The sequence below is a fragment of the Candidatus Limnocylindrales bacterium genome, from assembly GCA_035626395.1.
Classification (GTDB): domain Bacteria; phylum Desulfobacterota; class Binatia; order UBA1149; family CAITLU01; genus DASPNH01.
The window spans coordinates 1-16,581 of sequence record DASPNR010000026.1; the positions used below are offsets into that span (position 1 = coordinate 1).

The window sequence follows — 16,581 nt, forward strand, 5'->3', positions numbered from 1 at the left end:
ATCCAGATTCGCTACATCCAACCCGGCAAGCCCGATCAGAATGCGTTCGTGGAGCGGTTCAACCGCAGCTTCCGCCAGGAAGTGCTCGACGCTTACCTGTTCGGTTCTGTCGCTGAGGTGCAGGAACTCAGCGACGATTGGTGTGGCGCGACACGCCATCCTCGTCGTAAGGCGACAGCCAGTTTCGCGCACCCTCTGACCTGACGCCGCGGCGGCTTCCGGCCAGATTCCCGCATCAGCGGGAGGTGGTCGGGCGGTGAAGCTGGGCGTTGATGCGAGGGTGACAATGAGGCATCTGGCAGAGTTGGGGACGGGTAGCCGGCAGATCGCGCGGCTGCTGGGCGTCTCCGAGAGCACCGTCCGCTACCACTTGGCCCGGCAAGCCGCCGGCGCCAGGGACGGACGCGCCGATCAGCCGCAGCGCGCCGCCGGCATGGCCGAGGCAATCACGCAGTACGTCGAGTCGACCGGCGCCGGCCCCGTCAACTACGTTCCGCCGGCGGAATTCGAGCAGGCCTACTACGGTCTGCAAAACAGCGCCGTCATGTCGGCGGTACTCAACTACCAGAGTCTCCGGAGAAACCGGGGCGGTTCAAGTATTCATAAGCTTCCTCAGCGCGAGTCGAACCGAACTCGACGCTCCTATAACGAGGCTATGCCCTGGGGAGTACCGAACGAAGAAATGGCCGACCGAGGTCCGGATGGAAGGCAAGGGCCTGAAACTTCGGTCACCGCCAGCAACCTCGGAAGAACCTGCACACGAGTTCACGCCCGGTCACGATGCGCAACCTCCGGATGTCGTGCGCGGCCTGGAGGCAGCGCCGCGCCGGAGTTTCCGCGGCACGGCGTTGACATGCTGGCCAGCGCTCGCACTCGGGATCGCTGCGGCCTCGCGTAGCACAGTCGACGAGGGCGATGCCTCCAGGCTGGTGCGGTACTGGACCGCCTCGGCAGCATGCTCATCGCCGACCCGTTCGGCCAGCGCGAGATGCGCAATCGTGCGCGCCACCGCCAGGCACCGCTCGATGGCACGCGCCGACATCGCAAAGCGCCCCGCCGCCTCTTCGAGCTGCAGGCGCGCGGCGTCGGTCACCTCGAGCACGCCTGCGCGCCTGCGATGCTCGATCGCCGCCAGCACGCGCTCACGTACAACCGATGAGCTTTCCCCGCCCTGCCGCCGCCGCAGCTCGCCGTAGTCGGTGCTCGGCACCGCCACGTGCAGATCGATGCGGTCCAGCAGCGGCCCGGAGAGCCGTCCGCGATAGCGCATCACTGCGCTGTCGGCGCAGCGGCACTCGCGCACGCCGGTCTGCCAGTAGCCGCAAGGACAAGGATTCATCGCTGCGACCAGAAGAAACCGCGCGGGGAACGTCACCTTGGCGCCGGCGCGGCTGATCGTCAGCCGCTTGTCCTCGAGCGGCTCGCGAAGCTGGTTGAGCACGACCGGCGAGAACTCGGGCAGCTCATCGAGGAACAGCACGCCGTTGTGCGCCAGACTGATCTCGCCCGGAACCGGGAAGGAGCCGCCGCCGACCAGTCCCGCGCCCGAAGTCGTATGGTGCGGCGCGCGAAACGGACGCTCGGTCACGAGCGGCGTCTCGGCCGACAGCCCGGCAACGCTGTAGACCGACGTGGTCTCGATGGCTTCCTCGACGGTCAGCGGCGGAAGAAGAGTGGGCAGCCGGCGCGCGAGCATGGTCTTGCCGGCGCCCGGCGGCCCGCACATCAGCAACGGGTGGCCGCCCGCCGCGGCGATCTCGAGGGCGCGCCTCGGCATGACCAGCCCGCGCACGTCCGACAGGTCGATGTTGGCATCGCGGCCGCGCGAGCTCGCGAGCAGATCGGCGGCGTCGGTGCGGACGGGCGCTTCGCGATAGCCGGTGCTGGCCAGTCGCAGCGCATGCGCCAGGTCGCGCGCGGCCAGGATATCGATGCTGGCTGCGACGCTGGCCTCGTGCGCGTTTGCCGACGGCAGCACCAGGCGCTCGCGGCCGGCACGTCCGGCGGCGATGGCGGCGGGCAGGCTGCCGCTGATTCGGCGCAGCCCGCCGTTCAGGCCGAGCTCGCCGATGAAGACGCTGCGCGCCAGCGCGGAAGCCGGACACTTCTTGTCCGCCGCCAGGATCGCCATGGCGATGGCCAGGTCGAACGCCGAGCCTGCCTTGCGCCGCCACGCCGGCGACAGGTTCACGACGCAGCGGCCCTGCGGGAAGGCTCCGGTAGTGGCGCGGATCGCCGCGCGGACACGCTCGGCGCCTTCGCGAACGGCGGCATCGGGCAGCCCCACGATGATGAACTGCGGCAGGCTGCCCGTGGTGATGCGCGCCTCGACGCGCACGAGGAAGCTGTCGACGCCGTGATGAGCGGCGGTCGTGGTGGCGGCGTACACGGTGTCTTCATCGCGCGCACCCGAATGCCCGCGCAATGCCGGTCGCGAATGAATCGCGGGGCCACGGGCCGTGCGCGAGCGGGCGGCGGTGTGCGCCGGCTGCCAAACCGTCGGCCGCCGAAACGGCCACGCCGCTGCCGTGCGGCCGCACACCGAAAGCCCTTTTCTGCTCTGGCTTTAGCCCGGCTCCTGAGGGCATAGTCGGCCGCTGCATTCCAACCGGCGAGGCCTGGGGGCCTCGCCAATCACCAGGGGAGATTCATGGCATTCCAACTCGTGGGGAGACCTTCGTTTTTTTCCGTCCTGACGGCCGCGTGCCTGCTTGGGACCATGCCGGCAGGCGCCGACGCCGCCGGCGAGTTGTGCGCGCAGGCCGTCGTCAAGTCGGTGGCCAAGTGCGTCAAGAAAGCGGCCGGAACGCACGCCAAGTGCTACAAGCTTACCGGCGCGCCGTGCTTCGAGAACGATGACAAGATTGCCGGCGCCGGCCAGGGCGCGGCCAAGGTCATTCGCGCCAAGTGCGCCGATGCGACCGAGGTCGATGCAGCGGGCTATGGACCGCTGAGCCCCAACGCACTCGCCAACAACTTCGGCGACACCTGCGTGATCCAGGGCAAGGCCGTGGCCTCGCGTACGTTCGGCCACGACGGGTCGCTGTATGCGAACGCGGACGATGACGGCAAGAAGTGCCTGCTCGGAGCAGCCAAGGAAGCCGCCAAGTATCTGAGCGCCGCGCTCGGCGTGCACGCCAAGTGCATAGGCGGCGACTGCACCGGCGAAGCGACGGACGCCGCCATCGCCGCGCTGGCGACGGCGACCGCAACCAAGATCGACGACAAGTGCGACGACTTCACCAGCATCCACGGCACGGATGCCGCCAGCTACGTCGCTGCCGCCACCGACCAGGTTCCGTCGGCAGTGGCCTCGCCGTGCGATCCGCTCGATACGAGCCGCTGCGCCTTCCCTTTCCCAAGCGATCATTTCTCGGTGCCGGGCGCGGGCACGCCCTCCGGCCGCCAGGTCGCCATCGGCCGTGACGTGTTGCCGGCCCATCGTCTGGGCCGCCCCATCGTCACAACGGGATGGAACCGTCACGACGGCTTCAGCGTCGGCCCCATGCTGCTGATGAACGATCCGTCTATCGATCTGACGATGACCGGCGCGGCGCCGCTGACCGACCTCGCGCGCTCGCTCGATGCCGATGCGCCGGTCGTCCTCATCGACGCCGAAACCGGTGAGAAGCAGCTGCTGTGGGTCGAGCGCGATCTTCGCGGCGCCACGGCGGCCGACCAGCCGATCATCATTCGCGTCGGCCGCAACCTGAAGAACTCGCACCGCTACATCGTGGCCATGCGCAACATGAAGGACTCGGCCGGCAACGTTTTGAGCCCGAGCGCGGGCTTTGCGCTGTATCGCGACAACACGCCCACGGACATTCTGGCGGTGGAACTGCGCCGCCCGCACATGGAGGAGATCTTCACGACGCTCGAGAGCGCCGGCATCGAGCGCGACGAGTTGTACCTGGCGTGGGACTTCACGACGCAGAGCGAGGACAGCACGGCCGGCTCTCTGCTCGAGATGCGCGACGATGCCTTCGCCACGCTAGGGACCGACGCGCCTTCCTTCACCGTCACCTCGGTGACCGAGCCGCTGGACGCGCAGATCTTCCGTCGCATCGACGGTACCTTCCAGGTGCCCTCGTACATCCTGAATCCGAACCTCACCCAAACCAGCCGCGTCGGCTCGCCGCTGCGCAGGGACGCATTCGGAACGCCGTACGCCGACGACGTCGTCACGGCCAAGTTCCGCTGCATCATCCCCTACGCGGCCACTACCGGTGGCGCCGCTCCGGCGGTGCCTGCGCGCGCCTCGCTGTACGGTCATGGCCTGCTCGGCAGCCATACCGAGGTTACCGCGGGCAACGTTCGCGCGTTCGCCAGCGAGCACAACCTCGTCTTCTGCGCCACCGACTGGATGGGGTTTGCGGGCGACGATCTGTCGGTCGTGCTCAAGGTGCTGGCGGATTTCAGCAACTTCCCCTCCTTCATCGATCGGCAGCATCAGGGAATGCTCAACTTCCTGTTCCTCGGCCGTCTGATGATCCATGCCCAGGGCTTCGCCAGCCACTCGGCCTTCCAGGTGGGCGGCGAGTCGGTCATCGATCCGAGCGGGTTGTTCTATGACGGCAACAGCCAGGGCGGCATTCTCGGTGGCGTGCTGGCGGCCATCGCGCAGGACGTGACGCGGTTCTCGCTCGGCGTGCCCGGCATGAACTACAGCACGCTGCTCAACCGCAGCGTGGACTTCGACTCGTTCGACTTGCTGCTGACCGACTCCTATCCCAGCTCCGCCGATCGCAACCTGCTGCTGTCGGCGGCACAGCTTGTGTGGGACCGCACCGATCCGAGCGGCCACGTCAAGCACGTGCTCTCGGATACGTACGAGAACACGCCGCCCAAGAAGATCCTGTACCAGGTCGCGTTCGGCGATCATCAGGTGGCGCCGCTGACGGTGGAAGTGGCGGCGCGCAGCAACGGCGCCTCCATCCACACGCCGGTCGTCGATCCCGCCAAGCCGCTCCCGGACGTGACGCCGTACTACGACATCACGCCCATTCCCGCCTATCCGTTCGACGGCTCGGCGGTGGTGATCTGGGACAGCGGCAATCCGGCGCCGCCGACCGGCAACGTTCCGCCCGAGGCCATCACGCCGTCGGACCCGGAGTGGGCCGTCCTGGAAGCGTGCACCAGCGACGCCAACGGCGATCCGCACTCGTGCCCGCGCAGCGATCCGGACGCGCGCATCCAGAAATCGGAGTTCCTCAAGAACAACGGCATGGTCGTGGACGTCTGCGGCGGAGCTGCCTGCAAGGCGCAGTAGCTCGACGCCCAGCATCGAAGCGATCGACGGCCCGCTCCGGCAACGGAGCGGGCCGTCTTTCGTTGGGGCACTTCGATCCGCAATCCGCACTGGTATGAGCGTGCTGCGGTGCTGACGTGCCGCAAAACCGTGGGAGCAGCTCACACCCGATGAATCAGCCCACCTCCTCGGCGCACGCGCTTGCCGCCGCGGCAGCTCTCTCATTTATGGTCTCGGCCGCCATCGTCGATGCGGCTGCAAGGTCGACCGATGCCGCCGTGCCGGAGGCTCCCCCGCCGCCAGCGGCACCGGCCGAGGTCTCTCCGCCGTCGGGGCTGCTGCCCAAGCGCGGGGCGCCGGCGCCGGCCGCCTTCCGTCTTGAGGACCGCTACCTGGACGCAGCCGCACGCGGTGACATGGCGATGGTGCGCACCTGCATCGACAAGGGCGTGGATGTGAAGGTCAGGGACAGCTTCGGGCGCTCGGCGCTGCTGCTGGCTGCCATGACCTCGCGCGACCTGGAGCTGGTCAAGTTCCTGCAATCCAAGGGATTGCCGGTGGACGAGCCGGACAACCAGTCTCGCACCGCGCTGTCCTATGCGGCAGGAAACGGCGATGCCGCCATGGTCGCGTATCTCATCGACCAGGGCGCCGACGTGAAGCGCAAGGACTGGCAGGGGCAGACGGCGCTCATGAACGCCGCCCTTTCGGGCGACAAGGCGACGGTGGAGCGCTTGCTTGCAGCCGGCGCCGAAATCGATGCACGGGACAACTTCGACGACACGCCGCTGATCGGCGCGTGCACCAAGGGACAGGACGAGGTGGCGCGGCTGCTGTACGAGCGCGGGGCGGACCCGGCACTGCGCGACCAGGAAGGCCGCACGGCCAGGGAGCGCGCGCTGGACACGTCGACGTTCTGCCGGAGCATGCCCGAGATCCGGGCCGGCAAGTAACGCAGCAAAGGGCGGCTCGTTCAGCCAGGCTCGTGGCCGCTCGGCGCATCGCCGAACTCGGCCTGCTGGCGTTGCCACTCTTCACGCGCCCTGGCGCGCTGGCGGCTGTGCTCGATCGACATCTGGCGGTCGTTCGGGATCTGCGCCAGGCGCGCGGTGTGCAGCTTGATCGCCAGGTCGAGCATGCCCGCAAAGCGCTCGTCGACCTTGTCGCCGAAGCGGCGCTTCACGTAGTCGGCGAACTCGAGGAAATCGGTGGAAAGGCGCTCGCGGTAGTCGTAGTAGGCATGGACCTCCTCCTCGTTGGCATCGCCCGCGAGGACGCGGCCGTACTCTTCATTGCGACGCGCCTTTTCCTTGGCCCGCGCTTCCAGGACGGCCTCGTCCTTGGTCGGCGAGGCCAGCTCCCAGTAGAGATTGTCGGGCATCACCAGCTGGACCTCGCGCAGGTCGAGATCGCCGTAGAGCCATCCATCGATGTACGGGGGCGGCTCGACGGCCGGTGCCTGCGCCGTTGCCGCACCTTCCGGTGAAGGATCGGAGGGCCCGCGAAGGCGCGGGCCAGGCTCGCGCTTTCGTTGCGAAGGCGTCTCCGATGATTGCGGCTTGGCCGTCGTTACACTGTTGTCGGGAGCCGATGGCTTCTGCCGGGCCAAAAGTGTGAGCACGAGCGCAAGCGCCGTCAGCCCGCCGATGACGGCGAGCCAAACAACCGGCCGGATCGATCGATCTTGCATCGGAGAACCGTACATCGCGTCGGCGTCGCAGGCCAGAGGCGCCTCTCCATGCGCAGCACCGCCTCGACCTACGACGCACTGCACTGACATGAGCGTACGCATTCATTCCCGGTGACGGCAGCGAGCTGTCTGGCTGCTACGCGGACACGTCGTCGTGTGCGGCGATGCGCATCGCGTAGATCTTGTTCTATCCGCTCCGGCAGCGTAACGATGAACGCTCGGCCTCACCGCTCAGGGGAATCCACCGCAGGCCGTTTTTCCGAACAGGAGGGTAAGTGATGCATAAGGACCGAACCAGGTTGCGGCGTATCGTGCTGGCCTTCGCGGCAGCCGCACTCCTTCCGGCCAGCACTGCGCTGGCACAGATGGAGCTGATCGTCGACATCGCGGTCGACGGCGGCAACAGCTACAACTGGCAGAGGGTAGCGTTACCGGGCACGGTTTGCGGCAACGGATCGCAGTACAAGTTCTGGTACTACGACTCTCCGACGTCCAACAACATGGTCGTCATGTTCGAAGGCGGCGGCGCCTGCTGGGACTATGACACGTGCAGCGGCCGCGCCGGCGTCCTTGGCGCATCCAACGCCAACGGGCTTCCCGACAACTACATCGACGGCATGGCGCCGCGCTACGTGTCGCCGATCGTCAACGGCGCCGATCCGGGGCTGCCGTTCCGCGCCAAGAGAAACATCGCAACCAACGGCTGGGACATGGTCTACATGCCGTACTGCACCGGTGACGTGCATACCGGCAACGCGACCGCGACCTACTACGATCCGACCGGCGCCAACCCGCCGCTGGTCTGGCGGCACGCCGGCTACAACAACACGGTGGCCGCGGCCAACTTCCTGCGCGGCCGCTTCCCGTCCATCGGCAAGCTGCTCGTCACCGGTTTCAGCGCCGGCGGCGTGGGAACCGCAACCCAGTACTTCGTCATGCGCCGCACGTTGCGGCCGACGGTCAAGGGCTATTCGCTGAACGACTCGGGCCCTCTCTTCCCTGCTCCCAACTCGAGCTACAAGAGCTGGCTGCTGCACCGCAAGATCGAGGTCTCGTGGAATCTGGCAACGGTCTATCCGACGTTCCCAGCCAGCTTCACTCCCAGCGACATCGGTACCGCCACCCGCGCGCTGGCCACCGAGTTCCCGACCGATCAGCACGCCTACACCGGCTACATGAGCGACTACAATTTCTCGCGCTTCTCCTACGAGAGGTTCTACCCGGGCATCACGCAGGCCACCGTGCTGTCGTACTGGCGCACCGACTCCAACAACCTCGTCAACGTGATGAGCCAGTACGCCAATTTCAGCTGGCACATGCCCTGGCACCGCCCGCTCAACGACAGCCACTGCTCCTCGATCATCACGTTCGTGGGCAGCCACGCGTGCTCGTCGATCCGGAAGAAGTACTGGTACGAATACGTGCTCGAACCCTGGCAGAGCTGGAAATGCACGGGCACGTTCAAGCCGTTCGAGACCTTCTTCGACCAGTGGGTCATCAACGGCACGCGCAGCCGCATCAAGGAGACCGAGAACTACTACAACAACGAGGATCCGGGCATGGTCATCCTCAACGACCTGATCAGCGCCGCGCTCTGAGCGGCAGCTTTCGCGCCGTTCTCCGAGCGGCGCTTTTCGGCAGGGGCTCCGAAAGGGGCCCCTGCTTTTTTGTGCCGACCGCTGGCCCAAAAGACGCCGGTCCGGGCATGCGGCGTCGTACGTTTTCGGCGACAGCGTACGACCGCGCCCGGTCATGCCATGGACGTTCATGCAGGCAGCTCGGCGAGCCGCCGTTCCAGAAAACGCTTCTCCGGCTCCTGTCGCGCAAGCTCCAAAGCCCGCTCGTAGCTGGCGCGCGCTTCGCGCGTGCGCCCGAGACGCCGGCACAGATCGGCGCGGGCGGCATGCGCGAAGTGATAATCGGCCAGTTCGCCGCGCCGAAGAATCTCGTCGATGAGCTCGAGCCCCGCCTCCGGGCCGTCGCGCATGGCGACGGCCACCGCGCGATTGAGCTCGATGACCGGCGACGGCTCCACGCGCGCGAGCACGTCGTAAAGCCCGACGATCTGCGCCCAGTCGGTGGCCTCGGGGGTCGAGGCCTGCGCGTGCACCGCGGCAATGGCCGCCTGCAGCGTGTAGGGGCCGAAGCGTCGCGAGCCCATCGCCCGCTCCACCAGCGCCATCCCTTCGGCGATGAGCGCACGGTTCCATAGCGTTCGGTCCTGATCGTCGAGCAGGATCACCTCTCCGGCGGCCGAGGCTCGCGCCTCGCGCCGGGACTCGTGCAGCAGCATCAGCGCCAGCAGCCCCATCGCCTCCGGCTCCGGCAGTAGCTCGATGAGCAGCCGGCCCAGGCGAATGGCCTCGCCCGACAGATCGGCGCGCGTCAGCGAGGCTCCGGAAGATGCCGAATAGCCCTCGTTGAACACGAGGTAGATGACCTGCAGGACGGCGTCGAGGCGCTCGGCGAGCTCGGCGCGCGCGGGAACCTGGTAGGGGATGCGAGCGTCGCGAATCTTGGCCTTGGCCCGCACGATGCGCTGAGCCACCGTGGGCGCGGCGGTCAGAAACGCGCGCGCGATCTCTTCGGTGGTCAGCCCGCATACTTCGCGCAGCGTCAGGGCGACCTGCGCCGGCGGCGGAAGCGCCGGATGGCAGCACGTGAAGATCAGCCGCAGGCGGTCGTCGTCGAGCCCTTCGTCGTCGGCTGGAGCTTCGTCGGCGTCGGCGCCCAGGCGCTCGGCGATCTCGCCGAGACTGGCCTGGAAGCGCGCGCGTCGCCTCAACGTGTCGATGGCCTTGAAGCGGCCGGTCGAGACGAGCCATGCCCGCGGGTTGTCGGGCTCGCCGTCGCGCGGCCAGCGCTCGGCGGCCGCCATGAATGCCTCGTGCAGCGCCTCTTCGGCCAGATCGAAATCGCCGAGCAGACGGATGAGGGTGGCCAGCACGCGCCGCGACTCGCGGCGATAGATCTCCTCGACCCTGTCGCGCGCTCGTTGCGCCGTTTCCTCATTGCCCGGATTCGATGCCATCGCCCTCTGCATGCGGCCGCGCGAGGTCCCGTACCGGCCGCACCTCGACGGCGCCAAAGCGCGCGGGCGGAATGCGGGAGGCGAGCTGAATCGCTTCATTCAGATCGCGGGCCTCGACGAGAATGAAGCCTCCCAGCTGCTCCTTGGTCTCGGCGAAGGGGCCGTCGGTGGTGGCCACGCTGCTGCTGCGCACGCGCAGAGTGGCCGCCGCGTGCGATCGCTCCAGCGCCTGACCCATCACGAAGTGCCCGCCCCGCCGTAGCTCCTCGTCGTAGGCCAGCGCCTCGGCCACCAGCCTCTCGTACTCGGAGCGGGGCAGGGCGTCCAATGCGCGTTCGTCGCAGTAGATCATGCAGAGGTATTTCATCGTGCCTCGTCTCCTTGCGGGCGCTCCCGCCTCGCGCACTGGTGGTCGCGGCAGAGGAGCCGGGATCGACAGCGCCGGATTTTTTTCGCAAAGGATTGTCGATCCACGGCCGCCGCGACGACCAGGGGCAGCAAGGCAAGCCCGGATCGATTTCCGGCGGGGCCGCGGGCGTGTCTGCGGCGGACCGCGCCGCGCTTCGCGCTTCGTGTCCGCCGTGGACACGCCCGCGGCCGCGCCTCTTCGGCCTCGGCCGCAAGCATCGACACTTGCTCGAGCGCACGATCAGGAGAAGGAGGACGGAATGAGCGGAGTACGAGTACTGGTGGGGACGCGCAAGGGAGCCTTCGTGCTGACGTCCGACGGGAAACGGCAGAGCTGGGAGGTCAGCGGCCCGCATTTCGCCGGCTGGGAGATCTTTCATGTGAAGGGCTCGCCCGTCGACCCCAACCGCATCTATGCCTCGCAGACCAGCGGCTGGTTCGGGCAGGTCGTCCAGCGCTCCGACGACGGCGGCAGGACCTGGGAGCCGATGGGCAACGAGTTCAAGTACGATGGCGTTCCCGGGACGCACCAATGGTACGACGGCACGCCGCATCCCTGGGAGTTCGCGCGCGTCTGGCATCTGGAGCCTTCGCTGTCGGATCCGGACATCGTCTACGCGGGCGTGGAGGACGCGGCGCTGTTCCGCACCACCGACGGCGGCCGCACCTGGAGCGAGATGTCGGGGCTGCGCAAGCATGGCTCGGGCCCGCACTGGCAGCCGGGCGCCGGCGGCATGTGCCTGCACACCATCATTCTGGACCCGACCAACCGGCAGCGGATGTTCATCGCGATCTCGTCGGCCGGTGCATTCCGCACCGACGACGGCGGCGAGAGCTGGCAGCCGATCAACCGCGGGCTGGTTTCGGAGGGGATCCCCGATCCCACGGCCGAGGTCGGTCACTGCGTCCACCACATCACGATGCACCCGTCGCGGCCGAACGTGCTGTTCATGCAGAAGCACTGGGACGTCATGCGCAGCGACGACGGCGGCGACTCGTGGCGCGAGGTCAGCGGAAACCTGCCTTCCGACTTCGGATTCCCCATCGACGTGCATGCGCACGAGCCCGACACCGTCTACGTGGTGCCCATCAAGAGCGACTCCGAGCACTTTCCGCCCGATGGCCGCCTGCGCGTCTACCGCAGCCGCAGCGGCGGCAACGAATGGGAAGCCCTGACCAAGGGACTGCCGCAGAAGGACTGCTACGTGAACGTGCTGCGCGATGCGATGGCCGTGGATTCGCTCGACCGTTGCGGCATCTACTTCGGCACCACCGGCGGCCAGGTCTATGCGTCGGCCGACGAGGGCGATTCGTGGAACGCGATCGTGCGCGACCTGCCGGCGGTCCTGTCGGTGGAGGTGCAGACGCTGCCATGATCCGCGTCGTGCTGCCGCAGCATCTTCGCACGCTGGCCCGCGTCGGACGTGAGGTTGGCGTCGAGGTGCGCGGCGACGTCACGCTGCGTGCCGTGCTCGATGCGCTGGAGGAGCAGTATCCGGTGCTGCGAGGAACCATCCGCGGCCACGGCGGCGGGCAGCGGCGCGCGTTCGTGCGGTTCTTCGCGTGCGAGCAGGACCTGTCGCACGAGCCGCCCGATACGGTGTTGCCCGCGGCCGTTGCGAGCGGACGCGAGCCGCTGCTGATCGTCGGAGCAATGGCCGGCGGATGATCCAGGCCGGCGAGGACCTACGATGAAATACATGCTTCTGATCTATGGCGACGAGAATGCGCTCACCCAGGACGAGCGCGAGCAGTGCTACGAGGAGTCGGCGGCGCTGGCGCGCAAGCTGCACTCGGCGGGACAGTTCATCGCAACGGCCCCCCTGCAGCCGACCGCACTGGCCACGAGCCTGCGCGTGCGCGACGGCAAGCGCGTGGTCACCGATGGCCCCTTCGCCGAGACGCGCGAGCAGCTGGGAGGGTTCTTCCTCATCGACGCCACCGACCTGGATGCGGCGCTGGCGGTGGCGGCCCAACTACCGATGGCAAAGAAGGGCACGATCGAGGTGCGACCGGTCATCGAGATCCCCGGGCTGCCGTCGGTCGCCGCCGCCTGATCCTCGCGTCCGCCCCCGAGGCGCCCGCAGATCTGCCTCTTCAGGACCGGAACGCGCGCCGGGGCGTGGCACTGAGCGCCGGCTCGTGATGCCATCGGTAACGTGAACGCTCTGGAGCAACTGCGGTTCGACAACACCTTCGTTCGCGACCTGCCCGCCGACCCGGAAACGACGAACGCGCGCAGGCAGGTGCTGGGCGCGTGCTACTCGCGCGTCCAGCCGACGCCCGTGGCGCGGCCGCGCACCATCGCCTGCTCGCGCGAAGTGGCCGAGATGCTCGGCCTGACGCTCGAGGACTGCCGCAGCGAGATGTTCGCGGAGGTCTTCGGCGGCAACCGGCTGCTGCCGGGCATGGACCCGTACGCGGCCTGCTACGGCGGCCATCAATTCGGAACCTGGGCCGGCCAGCTCGGCGACGGCCGCGCGATCACCCTCGGCGAAGCGATAGGCGCCCAGGGGCAGCGCCTGGAGCTGCAGCTCAAGGGCGCAGGACCCACGCCGTACTCGCGCACCGCCGACGGACGGGCCGTCATGCGCTCGTCGGTGCGCGAGTTCCTGTGCAGCGAAGCGATGCATCATCTGGGCGTTCCGACCACGCGTGCGCTGTGCCTGGTGGAGACCGGCGACATCGTCGTGCGCGACATGTTCTACGACGGCCATCCGCAGGGCGAGCCGGGAGCGGTGATCTGCCGCGTCGCACCCTCGTTCCTGCGCTTCGGCAACTACGAGATCTTCGCGTCGCGGCGCGACACCGAGACGCTCCGGCGCCTGGCCGACTACACCTTGCGCATGCATTTCCCCGAGCTCGGGCAGCCGGGCGTGGACACGTACCTGCGCTGGTTCGAGGAAGTCTGCCGCCGCACCGCCGTCATGATCACACACTGGATGCGAGTCGGTTTCGTCCACGGCGTGATGAACACCGACAACATGTCCGTGCTCGGGCTGACCATCGATTACGGCCCGTACGGATGGCTCGAGCCCTACGATCCGCACTGGACGCCGAACACCACCGACGCCGAGGGGCGGCGCTACCGCTATGCCAACCAGCCCGGCATCGCCGTGTGGAACCTGGCCCGATTCGCCAGCTCCCTGCTGCCGCTGACCGGCGGCGCCGGCGAGCTCGAGAGCATCCTGCGCGCGAGCGCCGCCGATCTGGAGCGGCAGTACCGGCAGATGCTCTACCGCAAGATCGGCCTGGCCCCGCTCGACGATGACGACACCCTGGCCGAGGATCTGCTCTCCGTGCTCCAGCTCGTGGAGACCGACATGACGATTTTCTACCGCAGCCTCGCCGGCTTGGAGGCGAGCGAAGGCGTGCTGCAGCAGGACGACGCGCGCCTCATCGCGCCGTTGTCCGATGCGTATTACTCGCCCGAAGAGATCGGCGACGAGGCGCGCGGCCGCATGGCCGCATGGCTACGCCGCTACCTCGACCGGCTGCTGCAGCAGCGCATCCCCGACGCCGAGCGGCGCGCCGGCATGAACGCCGTCAATCCCAAGTACGTGCTGCGCAACTACATGGCACAGCTCGCCATCGATCGCGCGGAGAAGGGCGACGGCTCTCTCGTGCTCGAGATGCTCGACGTCCTGCGCCGTCCGTATGACGAGCAGCCGGGCAAGGAGGAGTTCGCGGAGAAGAGGCCGGAGTGGGCGCGGCATCGGCCGGGCTGCTCGATGCTCTCGTGCAGCTCGTGAGGGCGCTGGACCTCGACGCGGTTTCCCCTAGGATCGCCGCGTGCTTCTGGTGATCGATAACTACGACTCCTTCACCTACAACCTCGTCCAGTATCTGGGCGAGCTGGGCGCGGAGGTGGAGGTTCGTCGCAACGACGCAATCGACGTCGCCGGCATCGAGACGATGGCTCCCACCGGCATCGTCATCTCACCGGGACCGTGCACGCCCAACGAGGCACGCGTCTCTCTCGAACTCATCCCCGCGCTGGCCGGCAGGATCCCCATCCTCGGCGTCTGTCTCGGCCACCAGTGCATGGGGCAGGCCTTCGGCGGACGCGTGATCCGCGCGCCGCGGCTCATGCACGGCAAGACCAGCCCGATCCATCATGACGGCCGCAGCATCTTTCGCGGCCTTTCGCAGCCGTTCACGGCCACGCGTTACCACTCGCTGCTCGTGGAGCGCGAGTCGCTGCCCGATTGCCTCGAGATCAGCGCCTGGACCAGCGAAGGCGAGATCATGGGGCTGCGTCACAAGACGCTGCCCGTCGAAGGCGTGCAGTTCCACCCCGAATCGATCCTGACGGTGGAAGGCAAACAGCTGCTATCGAACTTCCTCGGCTCGCTGCCGGGCTGACGCTTTTCGCTGCAGCGCGCTCAGGTTCGCTTCATCGCGTGGTCGAGAACCGGGCGCCACAGTGCGGCCTCCGGCGTCTCCGGCCTCGTGGCGAACGAGCGCAGGTGCTCGATGTAGGCCTCGGGCAGGCCGTGCTCGAGAGCGCCGTCGATGAGAAGCCCCATGTAGCGCGCCGACGGCAGAATCCCTTCCGTACGACGCTGCGACACGTAGGTGAAGGCGGCGACGTCGCCGGTGCCCTCGCTGTCGTGCAGGGGCCGCACGATGATCTCGATGCGTGTGTAGTTGCCGATGAGGACGCCTTCGGTCAGATCCAGATGCGCGAGGTCGTCTTCGGAGATCTCGTAAAGCACTCCGCAGACGCGGCTTTGCGTGTCGGGAAGGATGTTGGCCATGCCTTCTTCCGCGATCATCAGGCTGGGCTTGTCGAGCACCAGGCGCCAACCTTCCGTACACGCCGCGGTCGCGCAGGCCGGCTCGATGGTGCGGCGGCCGCGCAGCGTGTGGGACTGCATGTTGGAGCCGTAGGCGAAGTAGCGGACGAGCGCCACGAGCCGTCTCTGCCGCAGCGGCGCGCGCGATGCCAGCGCGGCATCGCACCGCCCATGACATCGTCGTCATTGACCATGCCTGCCTCCGGGCTCTAACCGAATGCGGTGAGCGCAGGCGGAGACGAGACGCTGCGGGCGTGGGTGGCGCTGGGGCTGGCGGCATGGAGCGCAACGCAGCCGTGGCTGCAACTCGTCACCGGGCTCGGCGGGGATGCGCTAGCCGTCTTCGCCGCCGATGACGAGGAGTTGGCGGCGGCGGGCGCCCGGCGGCCCGTCAAGGAGGTGCTCGCGGCGGCATGGGAGGAGAGCGAGCGCGCGCTCGAGTCGGCGCGGCGTCTCGGCCTGGGCATCGCGTCGTTCGCCTCCGACGATTATCCGCCGCTGCTGCGTGAGATTCCCGATCCGCCGCTCGTGCTGTACTGGCGCGGCCGTCCGCCCGTGCAGTGCGGGGCGGCGGTCGCCATCGTCGGCTCGCGCCGCTGCAGCACCTATGGCCTGCGCGTCGCGACCTCGCTGGCGCGCGAGGTGGCGGCGGCCGGGATCGTCGTGGTCAGCGGTCTGGCCCGCGGCATCGATGCGGCCGCTCACCGGGGCGCGATGACGAGCGGCGTGACGGCGGCGGTGCTCGCCGGCGGCCTGGACCGCATCTACCCGGCGGCACATTCTTCGCTCGCAGGCAGCATCGCCGACCATGGCGGCTGGGTCCTCTCGGAGCAGCCGCCGGGGCGCGCGCCGGTGCCGCGAATGTTCCCGTATCGCAACCGCATCATCACCGGGCTGGCGCGCGCCACGGTCGTCGTCGAAGCCGGCGAGCGCAGCGGCTCACTTGCCAGCGCGCGTCACGCGCTGGCGCAGGGGCGCGACCTGTACGCGGTCCCCGGCCCGATCGATTCGCCCTGCTCGCGCGGCACCAACGCTCTGGCGCAGGAGGGGTCCTACCTCCTGACTGAGGCAGCCGACCTCGCGGCGACTCGCGAACTTTCCAACCTGGCCCGCCCGCAGCCGCGAAAGCCGGCGCCGAATGTTAAGGATTTCGCCAGCTTGTCTGATGCGAAGGCCCGTATGCTGCTGGCGATGCTGCAGCGCGGCGGCATGGACCTCGATGGCCTCGTCGAGGGCACGTCACTTGACGGCGGACGAGTTCTGGCGTTGTTAACTGCGCTCGAAATGGACGGGCTGGTCGAGCGGGGATGGGCGGGCACCTATTCGTGCAGCCCTCTGGCGGCCGGCCTCAGCCTCCCCGGCGCGGCATTCGGCGCCTCACGTCATCCTTAAGAGAAGAAGCGGA

At 68.1% G+C, this 16,581-nt stretch carries 14 protein-coding genes and 1 pseudogene; 10 read left to right on the top strand and 5 right to left on the bottom strand.

The features are described from left to right. A pseudogene (locus VEC57_08710) lies at positions 1 to 132 on the top strand (transposase). Between the two features lie 643 nt (positions 133 to 775). Here VEC57_08710 and VEC57_08715 read toward each other — a convergent pair. Then, the gene (locus VEC57_08715; protein ID HYB99204.1) at positions 776 to 2,425 is read right to left on the bottom strand and encodes a YifB family Mg chelatase-like AAA ATPase; all 1,650 of its coding nucleotides are present in this window, start codon (positions 2,423 to 2,425) and stop codon (positions 776 to 778) included. A gap of 294 nt (positions 2,426 to 2,719) precedes the next feature. Here VEC57_08715 and VEC57_08720 point away from each other — a divergent pair, with 294 nt between their 5' ends. Further along, positions 2,720 to 5,269: a hypothetical protein gene (locus VEC57_08720; protein HYB99205.1), complete on the top strand. Its 2,550-nt coding sequence runs from the start codon at positions 2,720 to 2,722 to the stop codon at positions 5,267 to 5,269. 149 nt (positions 5,270 to 5,418) lie between these two features. Beyond that, positions 5,419 to 6,201: an ankyrin repeat domain-containing protein gene (locus VEC57_08725; GenBank protein ID HYB99206.1), complete on the top strand. Its 783-nt coding sequence runs from the start codon at positions 5,419 to 5,421 to the stop codon at positions 6,199 to 6,201. Positions 6,202 to 6,221: 20 nt separating this feature from the next. Here VEC57_08725 and VEC57_08730 read toward each other — a convergent pair whose 3' ends face one another. Beyond that, positions 6,222 to 6,938, bottom strand: a complete 717-nt coding sequence (locus VEC57_08730) for a hypothetical protein (GenBank protein ID HYB99207.1) — start codon at positions 6,936 to 6,938, stop codon at positions 6,222 to 6,224. A gap of 278 nt (positions 6,939 to 7,216) precedes the next feature. Here VEC57_08730 and VEC57_08735 point away from each other — a divergent pair, with 278 nt between their 5' ends. Beyond that, entirely contained in the window at positions 7,217 to 8,536 is a 1,320-nt protein-coding gene (locus VEC57_08735; GenBank protein HYB99208.1) for a pectin acetylesterase-family hydrolase, read from the top strand. A gap of 167 nt (positions 8,537 to 8,703) precedes the next feature. Here the strand turns inward: VEC57_08735 and VEC57_08740 are convergent, their stop codons facing one another. Both VEC57_08740 and VEC57_08745 read right to left on the bottom strand, forming a co-directional pair. Next, positions 8,704 to 9,969: an RNA polymerase sigma factor gene (locus VEC57_08740; GenBank protein HYB99209.1), complete on the bottom strand. Its 1,266-nt coding sequence runs from the start codon at positions 9,967 to 9,969 to the stop codon at positions 8,704 to 8,706. Further along, entirely contained in the window at positions 9,947 to 10,336 is a 390-nt protein-coding gene (locus VEC57_08745; protein HYB99210.1) for a YciI family protein, read from the bottom strand. The genes VEC57_08740 and VEC57_08745 overlap by 23 nt, the downstream gene beginning before the upstream one ends. 301 nt (positions 10,337 to 10,637) lie before the next feature. Between VEC57_08745 and VEC57_08750 the strand changes: the two genes are divergently transcribed. The 5 genes from VEC57_08750 (at position 10,638) to VEC57_08770 (ending at position 14,742) form a co-directional block, all read left to right on the top strand. Then, on the top strand, positions 10,638 to 11,753 hold the full coding sequence (locus VEC57_08750) for a hypothetical protein (GenBank protein ID HYB99211.1): 1,116 nt from the start codon (positions 10,638 to 10,640) through the stop codon (positions 11,751 to 11,753). After that, positions 11,750 to 12,046 carry a MoaD/ThiS family protein gene (locus tag VEC57_08755; GenBank protein HYB99212.1) on the top strand — a complete coding sequence of 99 codons (297 nt, stop codon included), beginning with the start codon at positions 11,750 to 11,752 and terminating at the stop codon, positions 12,044 to 12,046. Before VEC57_08750 ends, VEC57_08755 begins: the two co-directional genes overlap by 4 nt. A gap of 22 nt (positions 12,047 to 12,068) precedes the next feature. Next, positions 12,069 to 12,434: a YciI family protein gene (locus VEC57_08760; GenBank protein ID HYB99213.1), complete on the top strand. Its 366-nt coding sequence runs from the start codon at positions 12,069 to 12,071 to the stop codon at positions 12,432 to 12,434. 102 nt (positions 12,435 to 12,536) lie between these two features. Next, the gene (locus VEC57_08765; protein ID HYB99214.1) at positions 12,537 to 14,129 is read left to right on the top strand and encodes a YdiU family protein; all 1,593 of its coding nucleotides are present in this window, start codon (positions 12,537 to 12,539) and stop codon (positions 14,127 to 14,129) included. A gap of 40 nt (positions 14,130 to 14,169) precedes the next feature. Beyond that, positions 14,170 to 14,742, top strand: coding sequence for an aminodeoxychorismate/anthranilate synthase component II (locus VEC57_08770; GenBank protein HYB99215.1), 573 nt, complete (start codon positions 14,170 to 14,172; stop codon positions 14,740 to 14,742). Positions 14,743 to 14,762: 20 nt separating this feature from the next. On the opposite strand, the gene VEC57_08775 is transcribed toward VEC57_08770, so the two are convergent. Continuing rightward, positions 14,763 to 15,293, bottom strand: a complete 531-nt coding sequence (locus VEC57_08775) for a gamma-glutamylcyclotransferase (GenBank protein ID HYB99216.1) — start codon at positions 15,291 to 15,293, stop codon at positions 14,763 to 14,765. A gap of 105 nt (positions 15,294 to 15,398) precedes the next feature. Here VEC57_08775 and dprA point away from each other — a divergent pair, with 105 nt between their 5' ends. Beyond that, entirely contained in the window at positions 15,399 to 16,568 is a 1,170-nt protein-coding gene (gene dprA, locus VEC57_08780; protein HYB99217.1) for a DNA-processing protein DprA, read from the top strand. The last annotated feature ends 13 nt before the right edge of the window (positions 16,569 to 16,581 follow it).